The organism is Thiolapillus sp. (genome assembly GCF_048562965.1).
In the GTDB taxonomy this organism is placed as follows: Bacteria; Pseudomonadota; Gammaproteobacteria; order Chromatiales; family Chromatiaceae; genus Thiolapillus; species Thiolapillus brandeum_A.
Window position 1 is genome coordinate 7,678 of record NZ_JBHNMF010000015.1, and the last position, 15,167, is coordinate 22,844.

13 protein-coding genes are annotated in these 15,167 nt (G+C 54.1%); 4 read left to right on the forward strand and 9 right to left on the reverse strand.

The window, feature by feature from the left end; all coding sequences use genetic code 11:
- The 4 genes from mnmE to rpmH all read right to left on the reverse strand — a co-directional run.
- The coding region (gene mnmE, locus ACOCD2_RS02015) for a tRNA uridine-5-carboxymethylaminomethyl(34) synthesis GTPase MnmE (RefSeq protein ID WP_293652394.1) at positions 1–1,018 on the reverse strand (1,018 nt) is incomplete at its 3' end.
- A gap of 2 nt (positions 1,019–1,020) precedes the next feature.
- On the reverse strand, positions 1,021–2,700 hold the full coding sequence (yidC, locus tag ACOCD2_RS02020) for a membrane protein insertase YidC (protein ID WP_293645044.1): 1,680 nt from the start codon (positions 2,698–2,700) through the stop codon (positions 1,021–1,023).
- 12 nt (positions 2,701–2,712) lie between these two features.
- A complete protein-coding gene (gene rnpA / locus ACOCD2_RS02025) occupies positions 2,713–3,090 on the reverse strand; it encodes a ribonuclease P protein component (protein ID WP_305800129.1) in 378 nt (125 codons plus the stop codon).
- A complete protein-coding gene (rpmH, locus tag ACOCD2_RS02030; RefSeq protein WP_293645046.1) occupies positions 3,087–3,221 on the reverse strand; it encodes a 50S ribosomal protein L34 in 135 nt (44 codons plus the stop codon). The genes rnpA and rpmH overlap by 4 nt, the downstream gene beginning before the upstream one ends.
- A 430-nt stretch (positions 3,222–3,651) precedes the next feature.
- Here rpmH and dnaA point away from each other — a divergent pair, with 430 nt between their 5' ends.
- The 4 genes from dnaA (at position 3,652) to gyrB (ending at position 10,036) form a co-directional block, all read left to right on the forward strand.
- Positions 3,652–5,010, forward strand: coding sequence for a chromosomal replication initiator protein DnaA (gene dnaA / locus ACOCD2_RS02035; RefSeq protein ID WP_293645048.1), 1,359 nt, complete (start codon positions 3,652–3,654; stop codon positions 5,008–5,010).
- Positions 5,011–5,234: 224 nt separating this feature from the next.
- Positions 5,235–6,347, forward strand: a complete 1,113-nt coding sequence (gene dnaN, locus ACOCD2_RS02040; protein WP_293645050.1) for a DNA polymerase III subunit beta — start codon at positions 5,235–5,237, stop codon at positions 6,345–6,347.
- A 131-nt stretch (positions 6,348–6,478) separates the two neighbouring features.
- Positions 6,479–7,537, forward strand: a complete 1,059-nt coding sequence (recF, locus tag ACOCD2_RS02045; protein WP_293645052.1) for a DNA replication/repair protein RecF — start codon at positions 6,479–6,481, stop codon at positions 7,535–7,537.
- 81 nt (positions 7,538–7,618) lie between these two features.
- A complete protein-coding gene (gyrB, locus tag ACOCD2_RS02050) occupies positions 7,619–10,036 on the forward strand; it encodes a DNA topoisomerase (ATP-hydrolyzing) subunit B (protein ID WP_293646825.1) in 2,418 nt (805 codons plus the stop codon).
- Between the two features lie 112 nt (positions 10,037–10,148).
- On the opposite strand, the gene ACOCD2_RS02055 is transcribed toward gyrB, so the two are convergent.
- From ACOCD2_RS02055 to glyQ, 5 genes are all read right to left on the reverse strand, one after another.
- Positions 10,149–10,871 (reverse strand): lysophospholipid acyltransferase family protein, encoded by a 723-nt coding sequence (locus ACOCD2_RS02055; protein ID WP_293646823.1) that lies wholly within the window; start codon positions 10,869–10,871, stop codon positions 10,149–10,151.
- Positions 10,865–11,425 carry a D-glycero-beta-D-manno-heptose 1,7-bisphosphate 7-phosphatase gene (gene gmhB / locus ACOCD2_RS02060; RefSeq protein ID WP_293646821.1) on the reverse strand — a complete coding sequence of 187 codons (561 nt, stop codon included), beginning with the start codon at positions 11,423–11,425 and terminating at the stop codon, positions 10,865–10,867. The genes ACOCD2_RS02055 and gmhB overlap by 7 nt, the downstream gene beginning before the upstream one ends.
- 173 nt (positions 11,426–11,598) lie before the next feature.
- A complete protein-coding gene (locus ACOCD2_RS02065) occupies positions 11,599–11,943 on the reverse strand; it encodes a nucleoside triphosphate pyrophosphohydrolase family protein (RefSeq protein ID WP_293646819.1) in 345 nt (114 codons plus the stop codon).
- 10 nt (positions 11,944–11,953) lie between these two features.
- Positions 11,954–14,029, reverse strand: coding sequence for a glycine--tRNA ligase subunit beta (gene glyS, locus ACOCD2_RS02070; protein WP_293646817.1), 2,076 nt, complete (start codon positions 14,027–14,029; stop codon positions 11,954–11,956).
- Positions 14,026–14,940, reverse strand: a complete 915-nt coding sequence (glyQ, locus tag ACOCD2_RS02075; RefSeq protein ID WP_293646816.1) for a glycine--tRNA ligase subunit alpha — start codon at positions 14,938–14,940, stop codon at positions 14,026–14,028. Before glyQ ends, glyS begins: the two co-directional genes overlap by 4 nt.
- Positions 14,941–15,167 lie beyond the last annotated feature (227 nt).

Sequence of the window (15,167 nt, forward strand, 5' to 3'; positions counted from 1 at the left end):
GCTGTTCGCCGAGCTTGTCGACCTTGTTGCGTACCAGAGTCAGGGGTATATTCGCGGGCAGATTGCTGCGGGACATACCCCTGTTGTCCGGGTCAGCTTCGGCGTCATACACCCACAGCAGCTGATCTGCCTTGTGCAGTTCTTCTATGGCGCGTCTTACGCCTTCCTGCTCCACGATATCTGCCGTCTCGCGCAGACCGGCTGTATCCACGAGATGCACGGGCACCCCGCCAATCTGTATACGTTCACGCAACACGTCTCTGGTGGTACCGGGAATTTCGGTCACGATGGCCGAATCCACTCCGGCCAGCGCATTGAGCAAACTGGATTTTCCCGCGTTGGGTTCCCCGGCTATCACTAGGCTGATGCCGTCCCTGAGCAAACGGCCGGTACTGGCCTTGGCTCGTACATCCTTTATCTGACCTACGATAGCCCGTAAGTCAGCACTTACTTTTCCATCGCTGAGAAAATCGATTTCTTCTTCGGGAAAGTCGATGGCCGCTTCCACGTACATGCGCAGCCGGATCAGCGCTTCCACCAGTTCGTGGATCCTGCGGGAGAAGCTGCCCTGCAGGGAGCGTGTGGCCAGACGCGCCGCCGCCGCGGTCTCGCTGTCGATAAGATCGGCCACAGCCTCGGCCTGGGTAAGATCCATCTTGTCGTTGAGATAGGCCCGCTCGGAAAACTCGCCGGGCCGGGCAAGCCGGGCGCCAAGTTTCAGGCAACGGTCCAGCAACAGGTCCATGACCACGGGGCCACCATGCCCCTGGAGTTCCAGCACGTCTTCTCCGGTAAACGAATGGGGACCCCTGAAGTACAGGGCGATGCCCTGATCGATCACCTCGCCATCCGCATCGAGAAAATCACAGAAGTGGGCAAATCGAGGCTGGGGGAGGGTGGCAATGACCGCCTGGGCAATCTTCGTGGCCAAGGGACCGGACACCCGGATGATACCCACGCCACCACGCCCGGAAGGCGTGGCAATAGCGGCGATGGTATCCTGTGAGTGAGTACTCACATTTATTTCTTGGCAGTAGCAGCCTGCTTTTCTATCCGCCTGGTGATGATCCACTGCTGGGTAATGGACAGAATGTTGTTCGCTACCCAGTACAGCACCAGGCCGGAGGGGAAGAAGGCAAACATGACCGTGAACACGAAGGGCAGGGCCATCATCAGTTTGGCCTGCATGGGATCGGGCGGTGCCGGGTTGAGCTTCTGCTGGATGAACATGGAAATACCCATGATCACCGGCAACACGTAGTAGGGATCCATGACAGACAAGTCCTTGATCCACAGGATCCAGGGTGCCTGGCGCAGTTCAACCGATTCCATGAGCACCCAGTACAGGGCGATGAAGAAAGGCATCTGTACCAGCATGGGCAGGCAGCCACCCAGAGGATTGGCGCCGGATTCCTTGTACAGCTCCATCATGGCCTGTTGCATACGCTGCTTGTCATCGCCATAACGGTCTTTCAGCGCCTGAATACGGGGCGTGAGGTTACGCATCTTGGCCATGGAACGGTAGCTGGTTTCAGACAGCTTGAAGAACACAGCCTTTATGAGGACGGTGAAGATCAGGATGGTCCAGCCCCAGTTGCCCACCACGGAATTGATCCAGCTGAGGATTTCGTACATGGGTTTGGCGAGCAGGGTCAGCCAGCCGTAGTCCACCACCAGGTCGAGGCCTTCGGCAATGTGTTCCAGGGTATCCTGGTCCTTGGGACCCATGTAGATGGAACCGCTGAAACTGTGGCTGGCGCCGGGCGCTATATTTACCGCCGGGCTGTAGGCGCCGATCACATAATGGCCGTTGGCCAAACCCTTGCTGTAGAAATGGCGGGGTTCCTGGGGCGGCGGAATTTCTGCCGCCAGAAAATAGTGCTGAATCATGGCAATCCAGCCGTGCGTGACTTCCTTGTTGAGCTTGCCTGCTTTCAGGTCATCGAAATCATATTTCTGGTATTTATCTTCCGGATCCCAGGAGACACCGCCGACAAAAGCCCGTCCCATCATACCATTGCGTTTTTTCGTAGGCTTGCCGCGCTGCAGCTGGCGGTATTCCCGTACCTGCCAGGGTTCGCTGGAAGCGTTTTCCACGATATTTTCCAGATCGACCTTGTGACTGCCGCGGGTAAACGTATACCGCTTTGTTACCTTGACGCCGCTCTTGCCGGTCCAGACCAGATCGACGGCCAGCTGCTCCTGACCATCCTGCAGGGTATAACGGGTCTGGCTGGAGCTGAACAGGCTTTCGTGAGTGGGAGCTTCCTGGTTCTCCGCACCCAGCAGCCCATTCTGGGATATGAAGAAATCATCCGGCGAGCGGCTCATCAGCCGGTATTTGACATCCGGCTGTTGAATGGAGACCGGATACTTGAGCAGCAGTGTCTCGACGATAGTACCGCCACGGGTGTCGATGCTGACTTTCAGGGTATCCGTGGTTACCGTAACCAGCTGACCCTTTACGACAGGCTTTGCGGCGTCCGTGGGCTTGGCGACCTGGGGAGTCGCGCTGTCGATATTGGCGACCGTAGGTACCTCTGGAACAGACTGACCGGCGCTACCGTTCCCCGTCTTGGCGCTTTCCTGGGCGGTGTTCTGTACCTGTTGCGGCTGGACATAATCATCCTGCCACGCCTGCCAGAGAAGAAAGCCCGTGTAGGCCAACGCCATGATGAGGAATAATCGTATATTGTCCATATATATAAGGAATCAGTCGGATGGAACAGCTTGATTCAGACGTTTCCAGTGCTTTTCCAGTGATGAAAACAGCGTCAGATTATCTGCCTTGTGAATACCCGGTTTCACCAGCACCACCAGATCGTATCCCTTCAAATACTGCTGGTGCCTGCGAAAACTTTCCCGCAGTAGGCGCTTTATTCTGTTGCGATCCACCGCGCGCCGGACATGTTTCTTTGCTACCGCAAGGCCCAGGCGCGCCAGTTCCTGCTGTCGGTCATATCGTGCAAGCACGGTAAAGTACCGGTCAGAAGATCGAACGGGCTGGGCGAATACCTTTTTATAGTCCTCTGCCGACAGCAAGCGTACATGGCGAGGAAAACCCTGCTTCGAAATATGCTGCTGGCTCAGGGAGTGAGGCGGGCACGGCCCTTGGCGCGACGTGCGTTGATCACCTTACGGCCACCTTTGGTTGCCATGCGGGCACGGAAACCGTGCGTACGTGCGCGCTTGAGATTGCTGGGTTGAAATGTACGTTTCATGAGTCTGTACCAAAATCCTGATGCATTCTGCAGCAGCCAAATGAAGATTGAACTGCCGCCACGAAAAAGACGGGAAAATCTAGTTCATTTACAATGAAATGTCAATCTTTATCAGCTGTTTCTGCTGAATTTTCAGCGCAAGTGTTATGCGCCTCCGGTACGAGGAGACCAACAGAAAAGATGCATAGTTACACTTTGTCTGACACAGCACAAATAATTGCTTTTGCCTGTGGATAACTCGTTTTCAGAAGAGTAAACTCTTCTCCCCTCAGGCAGGAAATTGCTTTGAAAAATAGGTACAGAACTCTTTCGCCTGAAATATAACCCGGAATTTTCGGGATAGAGAACAACGCTTTTTCAACACACCAGATTACCCGGGGGAGACAATATGCACCCTCTGAAAATCCGTCTAGCGAGGCAATAGAGCAACGTGGAACACTGGAATTATTGTCTCGCTCGTCTGGAAAGCGAACTCCCCCCTCAGCAGTTCAATACCTGGATCCGTCCCTTGCAGATACCTGACAGCCAGCCTTACGGTACGCTGCAGCTGTTTGCCCCGAATGCGTTCGTGCTTGACTGGGTGAAAAAGCATTACCTGCAGAATATCGAGTCTTATTTACAGGAATATGACAGTGAAACCGCACCCAGGGTCCGCCTGGAAATAGGCTCCACGAAAAAACCCCAACAGGAAAACCGTCCTGCCGTCAGCCACCACTCTGTCGGAAAATCCATACAAAATAATGATGATATTGAAAGTGAGGACTTACTTATCAATATCAATCATTCCTTCACCTTTGAGAACTACGTAGAAGGAAAATCGAATCAGCTCGCCAGAGCCGCCGGTATGCAGATCGGTGAATCTCCCGGAACCGCCTATAATCCGCTGTTCATCTACGGAGGCACCGGTCTGGGAAAAACCCATCTTCTCCACGCCATCGGCAATCTTATCGCCAAGCAGACGCCACACTACAAGGTGCTGTATCTCCATTCAGAAGGCTTCGTCACCGAAATGGTCAAGGCCCTGCAACACAACACGATTGATGCCTTCAAGCAACGCATGCGCTCGGTAAACGCACTGCTGATCGATGACGTGCAGTTCTTCGCCGGCAAGGAGCGCTCCCAGGAAGAGTTTTTTCACACCTTCAACGCCCTGTTCGAATCACAGCAGCAGATCATCCTCACCAGCGACCGTTTCCCCAAGGAGGTCGATGGCCTGGAAGACCGGCTCAAGTCCCGTTTCGGCTGGGGCCTGACCGTTGCCATCGAACCGCCGGATCTGGAAACCCGGGTCGCCATTCTCATGAACAAGTCGCAGAAGCTGTTTGGTGTGGAACTTCCCAACGAGGTCGCTTTCTTCATGGGTCAGCGGGTGCGTTCCAATATTCGTGAGCTTGAGGGTGCCCTGCGTCGCGTCGTCGCCAACGCTCAGTTTACCGGCAGACCCATTACCCTCGATTTTGCCAAGGAAGCCCTGCGTGACATGATTGCCGCACAGGACAAGGTTATAACTATAGAAAATATACAAAAAATAGTTGCAGACTATTACAAGATTCGCAGTTCCGACATGCTTTCCAAGAACCGCAGCCGCACCATCGCCCGTCCCCGGCAGATTGCCATGGCACTGGCGAAGGAATTGACAAACCACAGCCTACCCGAAATCGGTAACGCTTTCGGCGGAAAAGACCACACCACAGTCCTCTATGCCACGCGCAAGGTCAATGAACTGAAGGAGACAGACAGCCGTATTGCCGAAGACTATAAAAACCTGTTGAGAACCCTGAGTCATTAACTGTGGATAAGCTGTGTTGAAAAACATCCCGAAGCGTCGGGTCGACTTATCCACAACTCATGTACAGGTTTCAAGGTGGCTATACAAACTTTATATGTGTAAAAAAACACTGTAAGTTACGGAAAGAAAAGACTATTATCAAGTTATCCAGCGGCGGGAGCCTGCTTAATAATAATAACAAGATTTTTAAATATATCTTTATCTAATAATTAGAGAGCCGATAAATGAAGATAACCACCAATCGGAATGAACTGCTGCCAGCACTGTTGCAGGTAAGCAGCGTCGTGGAAAAACGCCAGACATTGCCTGTTCTGGCCAATATTCTGTTTCGGGTAGAAAAGGGCATGATGACCCTGATCGCTACCGATCTGGAGGTCGAAGTGAAAACACGCATCAGTGTTGACGCTGAAGAGGATATGGACTTTACCCTGCCCGCCAGAAAAATCGTGGATATCTGTAAAGCACTGGGAGATGAGGCAAAACTGGAACTGGACATTCAGGGCGACAAAATGGTTCTTAAATCAGGGCGCGGCAGGTATACCCTGAGCACGCTGCCGGCAGCTGACTATCCCAATCTCGAAGCCGCCGTCGCCACCCAGAAAATAACCGTGGCGCAAAACAAGCTGAAACGCCTGCTGGAAAAAACGCAGTTTGCCATGGCGCAGCAGGACGTACGCTACTATCTGAACGGGCTGTTGCTTGAGGGACGGCCGGGAAAACTTCGCGCCGTAGCTACAGACGGTCATCGCCTGGCGCTTTGCGATCTGGAAACAGGTACTGCAGAGGATCTGGATATACAGGCTATCGTACCCAGAAAGGCGGTCATCGAACTGAACCGGCTGCTGAACAATACTGATGATGATGTCCCCGAAGTGGAGCTGCAATTCAGCAGCAGCCATATGCAGGTTGAATTTCCCAATGGCAGTTTTATCAGCAAGCTGGTCGACGGGCGCTATCCGGATTATGCGAAGGTCACACCAACGGCAAACACCCTGCAGCTTCTTGCCGACCGGGACCTGATGAAAGGAGCACTTACCCGGACGGCTATCCTGTCCAACGAAAAATTCCGGGGCGTCCGTTTCAAGGTGGAGCCCGGTGTCTTGCACCTGATGGCTCACAACCCTGAACATGAAGAAGCGGAAGAAGATCTGGAGGTGGAATACCAGGGAGAAGAACTGACCATCGGCTTCAATGTCAGTTATCTGCTGGACGTGTTGTCTGTGCTGGATGGAGACACAGTGAATATGGGGCTCATCGATGCAACCGCCAGTTGTCTAATCACCTCGAACAACGAAGATGATGGCGCACGCTATGTCGTCATGCCCATGCGTATTTAGATCGTTTACTTCACTACTGGTATGAAGGCAGCTGAAGTTGCCTGACTTCTCAGCCTAGATTCCTGCCATACTTACGGGGCGTGTAACGACGCCCTTTTTTATTGGAAGCCCGGCATAGTGAACTTCCCCTGATGAAGATCACCCACATACACATCCAGAATCTACGCATTATCCAGGATATTGAATTCCAGCCCGTCACTGGCCTGAATGTCATTACGGGAGATAACGGTGCCGGTAAAACGTCCATACTCGAAGCGATCTATTTGTTGGGACAGGGAAAAAGTTTCCGGCATACAGAAGCAGGTCCCCTGATACGAAAAGGCGAAGATTCGGCACTGGTCGTGGCTGATATTCAGACTACCCCTGGCACAGAAACCAGATTGGGCATACAACGCAGCAGGCGTCAGTTTGTTGCCCGACACGCAGGCCGGGATGTCTCCAGACGATCTGAACTGTTTCGCTTGTTGCCACTGCTGTTGATTACCCCACAGTCACATGAACTGGTCGAAAGGGGACCGGAGCTGCGAAGACGTTTTCTGGATTTTGGATTGTTCCACGTGGAACAATCGTACCATCAGGTTTCTCTGGCTTATCATCGCGCATTGATACAGCGTAATTCTTCCTTGCGGGCCGGAGATATCAGGCTTGCCAGATCCTTCAACGAACAGCTGATTACCAATTCTGACACTATCCTGCGGAGCCGGCTGCAATTGCTTCACTCAATAGAAAAGCATCTAGTAGAGTTTTTATCCTGTATCAGTTTTGCAGATACGGTTTCTCTGAAGCTGTACCAGGGGTGGAAAACCGGAATATCATTGGAGGAAGCGCTTAAACGGGCGGAAGTACAGGATCTTAACCGCGGATTCACCAGTGTGGGTGTTCACCGTTCCCAGCTGAAAATACTGACTGCTGGAGCGCCGGTAGACAAGGTGTTTTCCCGTGGTCAGCAGAAACTGCTGGTTTATGGCCTGGTGCTGGCTTTGTGTGATCTCATGAAAGATCAAACAGCGGTTACCCCGCTGTTACTTATCGATGATATCAGTGCGGAGCTTGATACCAGAAATGCACAGAAAGTTCTGGAATATCTCCGGAATCTGGAACTTCAGATGTTTGTGACTGCACTGGATTTTTCCCGCTATGAGGCTTTATCCGGTACCTGTGTGTTCCACGTGGAACATGGCTCTCTGTGAACAGGCTCCTGGTATTCATCAGAGTAACAGGTCTTTGTCTGCTATAATACTGGCTGCATTTCACGGAACAGCAAGGCGTACATGGTAGACGAAAAAGATTACGATTCTTCCTCGATAAAAGTGCTCAAAGGCTTGGATGCCGTCAGAAAAAGACCCGGTATGTATATCGGCGATACGGATGACGGTACCGGTCTTCACCATATGGTGTTCGAAGTGGTGGACAATGCTATTGATGAGGCATTGGCCGGCTATTGCAATACCATCAGGGTCACTATTCACAGCGATAATTCAGTCACTGTCTCTGATGACGGGCGTGGAATACCTGTGGATATGCATGAAGAAGAGGGCGTATCCGCTGCCCAGGTCATCATGACCGTCTTGCATGCAGGCGGAAAATTCGACGACAATTCCTACAAAGTATCGGGTGGTTTGCACGGGGTCGGGGTTTCCGTGGTCAATGCGCTTTCCGAAGAGCTGGAACTGACAGTCAAGCGGGATGGGAAAGTGTGGTACCAGCGCTATGTGCTCGGTGAGCCACAGGCGCCTCTGAAAGCCATCGGCGAGACAGACGAAACCGGAACCATTATCCGCTTCAAGCCAAGCGAAAAGATCTTCACAGAAACAGAATATCATTACGATATTCTCGCCAAACGTCTGCGCGAGCTGTCTTTCCTCAATTCCGGCGTGCACATACATCTCAAGGATGAGCGGGATGGCAAGGAAGATGTTTTTGAATATGAAGGCGGAATTCGCGCATTTGTCGAGCATCTGAACCGCAAGAAAACGCCCATGCATGAGAAAGTCTTCCATATAACCGCCGAAAAGAACGATGTGGTGGTGGAAGTGGCCATGCAATGGAACGAGTCATATCAGGAAAGTATCTTCTGTTTTACCAATAACATCCCACAAAAAGACGGCGGCACCCACCTGGCGGGTTTCCGCAGTGCGCTTACACGTACGCTGAATACCTACATTGAGCAGGCGGGGCTCGCGAAGAAGCAGAAGGTTCACCCTACCGGTGATGATGCGAGAGAAGGGCTGACGGCGGTATTGTCTGTCAAGGTACCTGATCCCAAGTTTTCTTCACAGACCAAGGACAAGCTGGTGTCCTCCGAAGTCAAAGGCATCGTGGAAGCTGTTTTGAGTGAGAAGCTCAATGAATTCCTGATGGAAAACCCGGGTGAGGCAAAATCCATCGCCAGCAAGATGGTGGATGCCGCTCGCGCAAGGGAAGCAGCTAGAAAAGCGCGGGAAATGACCCGCCGCAAGGGCGTGCTGGATGTTGCCGGGCTTCCTGGAAAACTCGCGGATTGTCAGGAAAAAGATCCTGCTAAATCAGAGCTTTATCTGGTGGAGGGTGACTCAGCGGGCGGGTCGGCCAAGCAGGGCCGGAATCGTGCCAATCAGGCCATACTGCCGCTGAAAGGTAAAATCCTGAATGTGGAAAAAGCCCGTTTTGACAAGATGCTGTCCTCGGCTGAAGTGGGCACGCTCATCACTGCTTTGGGTTGCGGTATCGGCCGGGAAGAATTCAACCCCGACAAGCTGCGCTATCATCGCATCATCATCATGACGGATGCGGATGTGGACGGTGCTCATATCCGTACGCTGCTGCTGACTTTCTTCTACCGCCAGATGCACGAGCTGATCGAACGCGGCCATATCTACATAGCCCAGCCGCCTTTGTACAAGGTGAAGAAAGGCAAGCAGGAAACTTACATCAAAGACGATCTGGAGCTGAATCAGTATTTGCTGCACATGGCCCTCGATGGTGCTGAACTGCATGTCAATGAGGATGCTCCTCCAATGTCCTCGTCTGCACTGGAAGCCCTGGCCATCGAATATGTTGCCAGCCGGGCTATCATACAGCGCCTGGCGAAGCGCTATGACAGCCAGGTACTGGAAAAACTCATCTACATGCCGGGAGTGGACAGGGAGCTTATCGAAGACAAGCGCGCTTTTTCGGATTGGTTGGCTGAACTGTCTCAGCGCCTGAATGCCGAACAGAAGCTGTCACACGGTTATGAACTGAAACTGGAGCCTGCCGATGAGGAAAAAGGGGAAGTCATCGCCATTGTTCATCATACCCATGGCATAGACAACATTCGTTATCTGCCGGTTGATTTTTTCTACAGTGGTGATTACAAGAAACTGCGGCTTGTGGGTGAGAAACTCGATGGGCTTATCGAAGAAACAGCCTATATCAAAAGGGGTGAAAAACAGCAGCCGGTCAACAGTTTCAGTGAAGCACTCGACTGGCTCATGGCAGAAGGGCGGCGTGGACAACATGTTCAGCGTTACAAAGGACTGGGTGAAATGAATCCGGATCAGCTGTGGGAAACTACCATGGATCCGGAAAGCCGCCGTTTACTTCAGGTGCGTATTGAAGATGCAGTGGGAGCAGATGAAGTCTTTACTACGCTCATGGGGGATGAAGTGGAGCCGAGACGGGATTTTATCCAGTCAAACGCGCTTACAGTGGAGAATCTGGATATCTGATAAAATTATCCACAAAGGCCTTCAGCCTGTGGATAAAATATGGATAGCGATTTTTTTGGTTTTAGAACAAACAGAGAACATATTTTTTTCGTTCAATTACCGCTGGCGAATATCAAGGTTTTGAAGGAAGCCTGTCCACCTCGGTCTCGATCCAAGCTTCCACCTTGCGGGTGATTTCCGAGGCCTTCATGCCTTTAGGGTCAAAAGCCTCTCCCACGACCATATCGATGGTGCCGGGATATTTCTTCAATCCACGCCTCCGCCAGAAAACCCCCGCGTTGTGGGCGATGGGTACTACGGGATAACCGGATTTCTCTGCCAGCAGGCTGCCGCCTATGCCGTACTTGCGCCTTTCTCCCGGTGCGGTACGGGTACCTTCGGGAAACACGATGATGGTTCTGTCCCGCTTGAGTAATTCCGTTCCCCGTTCCACGATCTGTTTCACGGCCTTGCGCCCGGCGCTGCGATCGATGGGAATATTGGGAATGGCCGCCAGTGCCCAGCCGAAAATGGGCAGGCGCATGAGTTCCTGCTTGAGTATCCACGACTGCTGTGGCCGGATAATGGCTTTCAGGGATATGGTTTCCCAGGTGGACTGGTGCTTGCACATGACGATAGCGGCATGTTTTGGCAGATTCTCAGCACCCTGTATGCGGTATTTGAGTCCGCAGATAACCCGCATCAGCCACAGATTGGTACTTCCCCAGGCGGCGGCGATACGGTCCCGCACAGAAAGGGGCATGAGCATACCGATGGTGACGATCGCCAGTCCGAATATCCCGATACTGAGGATCATGGCAACGAAATAGAGCATGGAGCGAAGCGTGATCAGCATGATGCATCTTCCAGCAGGTGATCCACGGCCTGACTCAGATTGTCATACACGGGAACATGCCAGGATTCCGGCACCTGTTCCCGGGTCTTTTGACCTTTGCCGGTCAGCAGCAGGATAGGACAGGCATTGACTGCCCGGGCTGCTTCCAGGTCCCTGAGACTGTCCCCGATGACGGGAATGCCATCCAGTTCGATGTTCCAGCGTTGCGCCAGCTGTTGGTAGAGACCGGGCAGAGGCTTGCGGCAATCGCAGCGGTCTTCGGATTTGTGGGGACAGAAGGCAATCATGTCCACGTGTGCGCCCAGTTTGGCCAGGTACTGCTGCAGCTTGGCATGCATGGCATTGAGGGTGGCAAAATCGAACAGTTCCCGTGCGATGCCGGACTGGTTGCTGGCGATGCCCACCAGAAAACCGGCCTGTTTCAGGCGGGCGATGGCTTCCAGGCTGCCTTCGATGGGCTGCCATTCATCGGGATTCTTGATGAACTGATCGGAGTCGGCATTGATGACGCCGTCGCGGTCCAGGATGATGTGCTGAATCGGATTGCCTGACATTGGGGTTAGTGTGGAAATACGTCTAAGTTATAGATTTTATTGTGTCCGGGATGACGAAGCTTCAGCCCGACTACAGCTGCCACAACGGAGAAATGTCGGACTGAAGTCCGACCTGCGGAGACGGGTTTTTCCATTATCAGGGGTGTGGTCAGCGGATTCATGAAAGTTAGCTGCTATTCCATGTCCCGGAATTCGGAGACGCGGATGCGACCGTTGACCATGCGCGACTCGCGTTCCATGAGCTTGTTCATCTTGTCCCAGAAGGCCTGGTTGAGATCGAATTCTGCTGCGATACCGGTACCCATGAGCAGGATGAGCAGGTCTGCCACTTCCTCTGCAAGTAAGTGCTTACTTTTTCCCTTGGTCACACAGGACGAGATTTCTCCCAGCTCCTCGGCCATCAGCGCAACCCGGTAGTTGAGCTCTTCGCCACCGGTGTTCTTGAAATCGTGCTTGTCATGGAAAGCCTGCACGGCTTTCATCATTGCCTTCCAGGAATCGTTTTCTTCCGCTTTCATGTACAGGTTCTCATTGCTGCAGGCGGGAAATGTCGGCGACCTGCAGGAACAGATTGGCCAGTGCCTGCAGCAGGGCCAGGCGGTTACGCCGCAAGGCGGCATCGTCCACGTTGACCATGACGTCGTCGAAAAACTTGTCTACCGGTGTACGCAGTTCCGCCAGCGCCCCGAGGGCGGCGCGGTAGTCGCCGTTATTCAGGAAAGGGCTGATTTCCTGCTGCTTGGCCTGCAATACCTCGAACAGGGTCTTCTCGGTTTGGTCCTGCAGCAACTGAGCATCCACCTGGGGCGGAATCTCGTCGTTGGATTTGCGCAGGATGTTGCGTATGCGCTTGTTGGCGGCTGCCAGGGCTTCCGCTTCGGGCAGTTCGAGGAAGCTGCTGACGGCCTGGATGCGGGCATCCAGATCCGGCAGGGTTCGGGGTTTGACCGCCACCACGGATTCGAACAGCTGGCTGGAGACGCCTTCGTCGGCCAGCAGTACCTTCAGACGTTCCATGAGGAAGCTGTATACGTCACAGGCCACGTTATCCCCGGTGATGCGATCCTGCAGGGAAGCTACGGCAGTATCCAGAAATTCCCGGATGTTCAGTGTAAGTGAGTGCTCACGTATAATACGCAGCGCTCCCAGGGCCGCCCGCCGCAGAGCGAAAGGATCCTTGTCGCCCGTAGGCTTCATGCCGATGCCAAAGATGCCGCACAGGGTATCGGTCTTTTCCGCCAGGGCCAGGGCGATGCCCGTGGGTGTTTGGGGCAGGCGATCGCCGGAATAACGGGGCAGGTAGAACTCCTCCATGGCGGTGGCCAGCTCTTCGGGTTCTCCGTCACGCAAAGCCTGGTAGCGGCCCATGATGCCCTGCATGTCGGCGAACTCACCCACCACATTGGTCATGAGATCGCAGCGGCTGAGCATGCCGGCTCTTTTGGCCAGGCTGCTGTCTGCACCGGTGCGTTCTGCTATCCAGGCAGCGAGCGCCGCCACCCGGGTGGACTTGTCGTACATGCTGCCCAAGTCTTTCTGAAAGACCACGGTTTTCAGGGATTCGATATGGTCTTCCAGCTTCTGCTTGCCGTCCTGCTCCCAGAAGAACATGGCGTCGGCGAGGCGGGGGCGAATCACGCGCTCATTTCCTTCGCTGATGACTTCCGGTTTGGGGCTGTCGATGTTGGCGATGGTGATGAAGTGGTTCATCAGCTTGCCATCGGCATCGAACAGGGGAAAGTATTTCTGATTCTTCTTCATGGTCAGAATCAGTGCTTCCGGCGGCACTTCCAGGTATTTCTCCTCGAAGCTGCCGGTAATGGCAATGGGCCATTCGTTGAGAGCCGTGACCTCGTCCAGCAGGGCATCATCGATGTCTGCGCGGCCGCCCAGGGTTTCAGCGGCGTTTTCCACCTGGGATTTGATATTGTCGCGCCGGGCTTCGAAGTGAGTGATTACTTTTCCTGCAGAATCTAGTTTGTCGGCATAGCTGGAAGGCTCATCAATCTGCAGCGCTTCCGGATGGTGGAAGCGGTGGCCGTAGCTCAATTCACCCGCGTCCACGTCCAGCAGGCGGCAGGGAATGACATCACTGCCTTGCTTGAAAAGCAGCCAGTGTACCGGGCGCACGAACTGGGCGTCCGAGCTTCCCCAGCGCATACGCTTGGGAATGGGCAGCCGGTTCAGAGCGGTTTCGGCGATTTCCGGCAGCAGCTCGGCTGCGGCTTTGCCTTTTTCTTCTACCTGGTACATGAGCCATTCGCCCTTGTCCGTCTTCAGGCGGTCGAGCTGATCGACGGTGGTGCCGCAGGAGCGGGCAAAACCTTCCGCTGCCTTGCTTGGATTGCCATCGGTATCGAAGGCAGCCTGCACCGCCGGCCCACGTTTTTCGGTTTTCCGGTCCGGCTGCCGGGTAATCAGACCTTCCACCAGCAGGGCCAGTCGCCGGGGCGCGGCGTAGGAAACCACCTTGCCATGGTCCAGTCCGGCGTTCTTCAAGCCGGCGACGAATTCGGCTTCCAGGGCCGCGGAAAGTTTTTTCAGTGCTACGGGTGGCAGTTCTTCTGTGCCGAGTTCAAAAATCAGGTCCTGGGAACTGGTCATGACTTGTTTCCCTCCTTGAGCATGGGAAAGCCGAGTTTTTCCCGGGCGTCGTAATATGCCTGAGCCACGGCCCGCGCCAGAGAACGCACCCGCAGGATGAAGCGCTGGCGCTCAGTAACGGATATGGCGTGGCGTGCATCGAGCAGGTTGAAGGCATGGGAAGCTTTCAGCACCTGTTCGTAGGCAGGCAGGGGCAGCCCCAGCTCGATGAGCTTGTTGCTGTCTTTCTCGCACTGGTCGAAGAGCCGGAACAGGAAATCCACGTCGGCGTGTTCGAAGTTGTAGGCAGACTGTTCCACCTCGTTCTGATGGAAGACATCGCCGTAGGTCACGGGACCGTCGGGACCGTGGGTCCATACCAGGTCGTAGATGCTTTCCACTCCCTGTATATACATGGCGATACGTTCCAGCCCGTAGGTGATCTCTCCCGTGACAGGGCGGCAGTCCAGACCACCCACTTGCTGGAAATAGGTGAACTGCGTGACTTCCATACCGTTAAGCCATACTTCCCAGCCCAGTCCCCATGCGCCCAGGGTGGGGGATTCCCAGTTGTCTTCCACGAAACGCACATCATGCACATGCAGATCCATGCCGAGCATCTCCAGGGAGCCCAGATACAGATCCTGAATGTTTTTGGGTGAAGGCTTGAGGACCACCTGGAACTGGTAATAGTGTTGCAGGCGGTTGGGGTTGTCGCCGTATCGGCCATCCGTGGGACGGCGGGAGGGCTGCACGTAGGCGGCATTCCAGGGTTCGGGTCCGATGGATCGCAGGAAAGTGGCCGTGTGGAATGTCCCGGCGCCCATTTCCATGTCATAGGGTTGCAGGATCACGCAACCCTGGTCGGCCCAGTATTGCTGCAGGGCGAAGATCAGTCCCTGAAATGTGGAGACATCCGGCGAATTGCTCATGTGATGATCGGTATGGATTGACAAAAACGCCAATTATACTGCCAAAAGTACCGGAAAGGCTTTATTTTCCATGGCCGGATTGCACGACCGCCAGGATTCTGCTGCACAGCCGCTGCCAGCCATGGAGAGCGAAGCGAAGGCTGGTAGACCCCAGTAGCCGCGAGGCCGCACTGTTTTCCCGGCGTGCCTTGCGCCAGAGGGAAAACAAAGTAGGCCTCCGAACGCGG

Excerpts from the sequence above, each read along its gene's own strand:
- dnaN (WP_293645050.1), top strand. The coding sequence starts at position 5,235 with ATGAAGATAACCACCAATCGGAATGAACTGCTGCCAGCACTGTTGCAG.
- ACOCD2_RS02055 (WP_293646823.1), bottom strand. The coding sequence starts at position 10,871 with ATGCTGATCACGCTTCGCTCCATGCTCTATTTCGTTGCCATGATCCTC.
- glyS (WP_293646817.1), bottom strand. The coding sequence starts at position 14,029 with ATGACCAGTTCCCAGGACCTGATTTTTGAACTCGGCACAGAAGAACTG.
- gyrB (WP_293646825.1), top strand. The coding sequence starts at position 7,619 with ATGGTAGACGAAAAAGATTACGATTCTTCCTCGATAAAAGTGCTCAAA.
- glyQ (WP_293646816.1), bottom strand. The coding sequence starts at position 14,940 with ATGAGCAATTCGCCGGATGTCTCCACATTTCAGGGACTGATCTTCGCC.
- gmhB (WP_293646821.1), bottom strand. The coding sequence starts at position 11,425 with ATGTCAGGCAATCCGATTCAGCACATCATCCTGGACCGCGACGGCGTC.
- yidC (WP_293645044.1), bottom strand. The coding sequence starts at position 2,700 with ATGGACAATATACGATTATTCCTCATCATGGCGTTGGCCTACACGGGC.
- rpmH (WP_293645046.1), bottom strand. The coding sequence starts at position 3,221 with ATGAAACGTACATTTCAACCCAGCAATCTCAAGCGCGCACGTACGCAC.
- recF (WP_293645052.1), top strand. The coding sequence starts at position 6,479 with ATGAAGATCACCCACATACACATCCAGAATCTACGCATTATCCAGGAT.
- ACOCD2_RS02065 (WP_293646819.1), bottom strand. The coding sequence starts at position 11,943 with ATGAAAGCGGAAGAAAACGATTCCTGGAAGGCAATGATGAAAGCCGTG.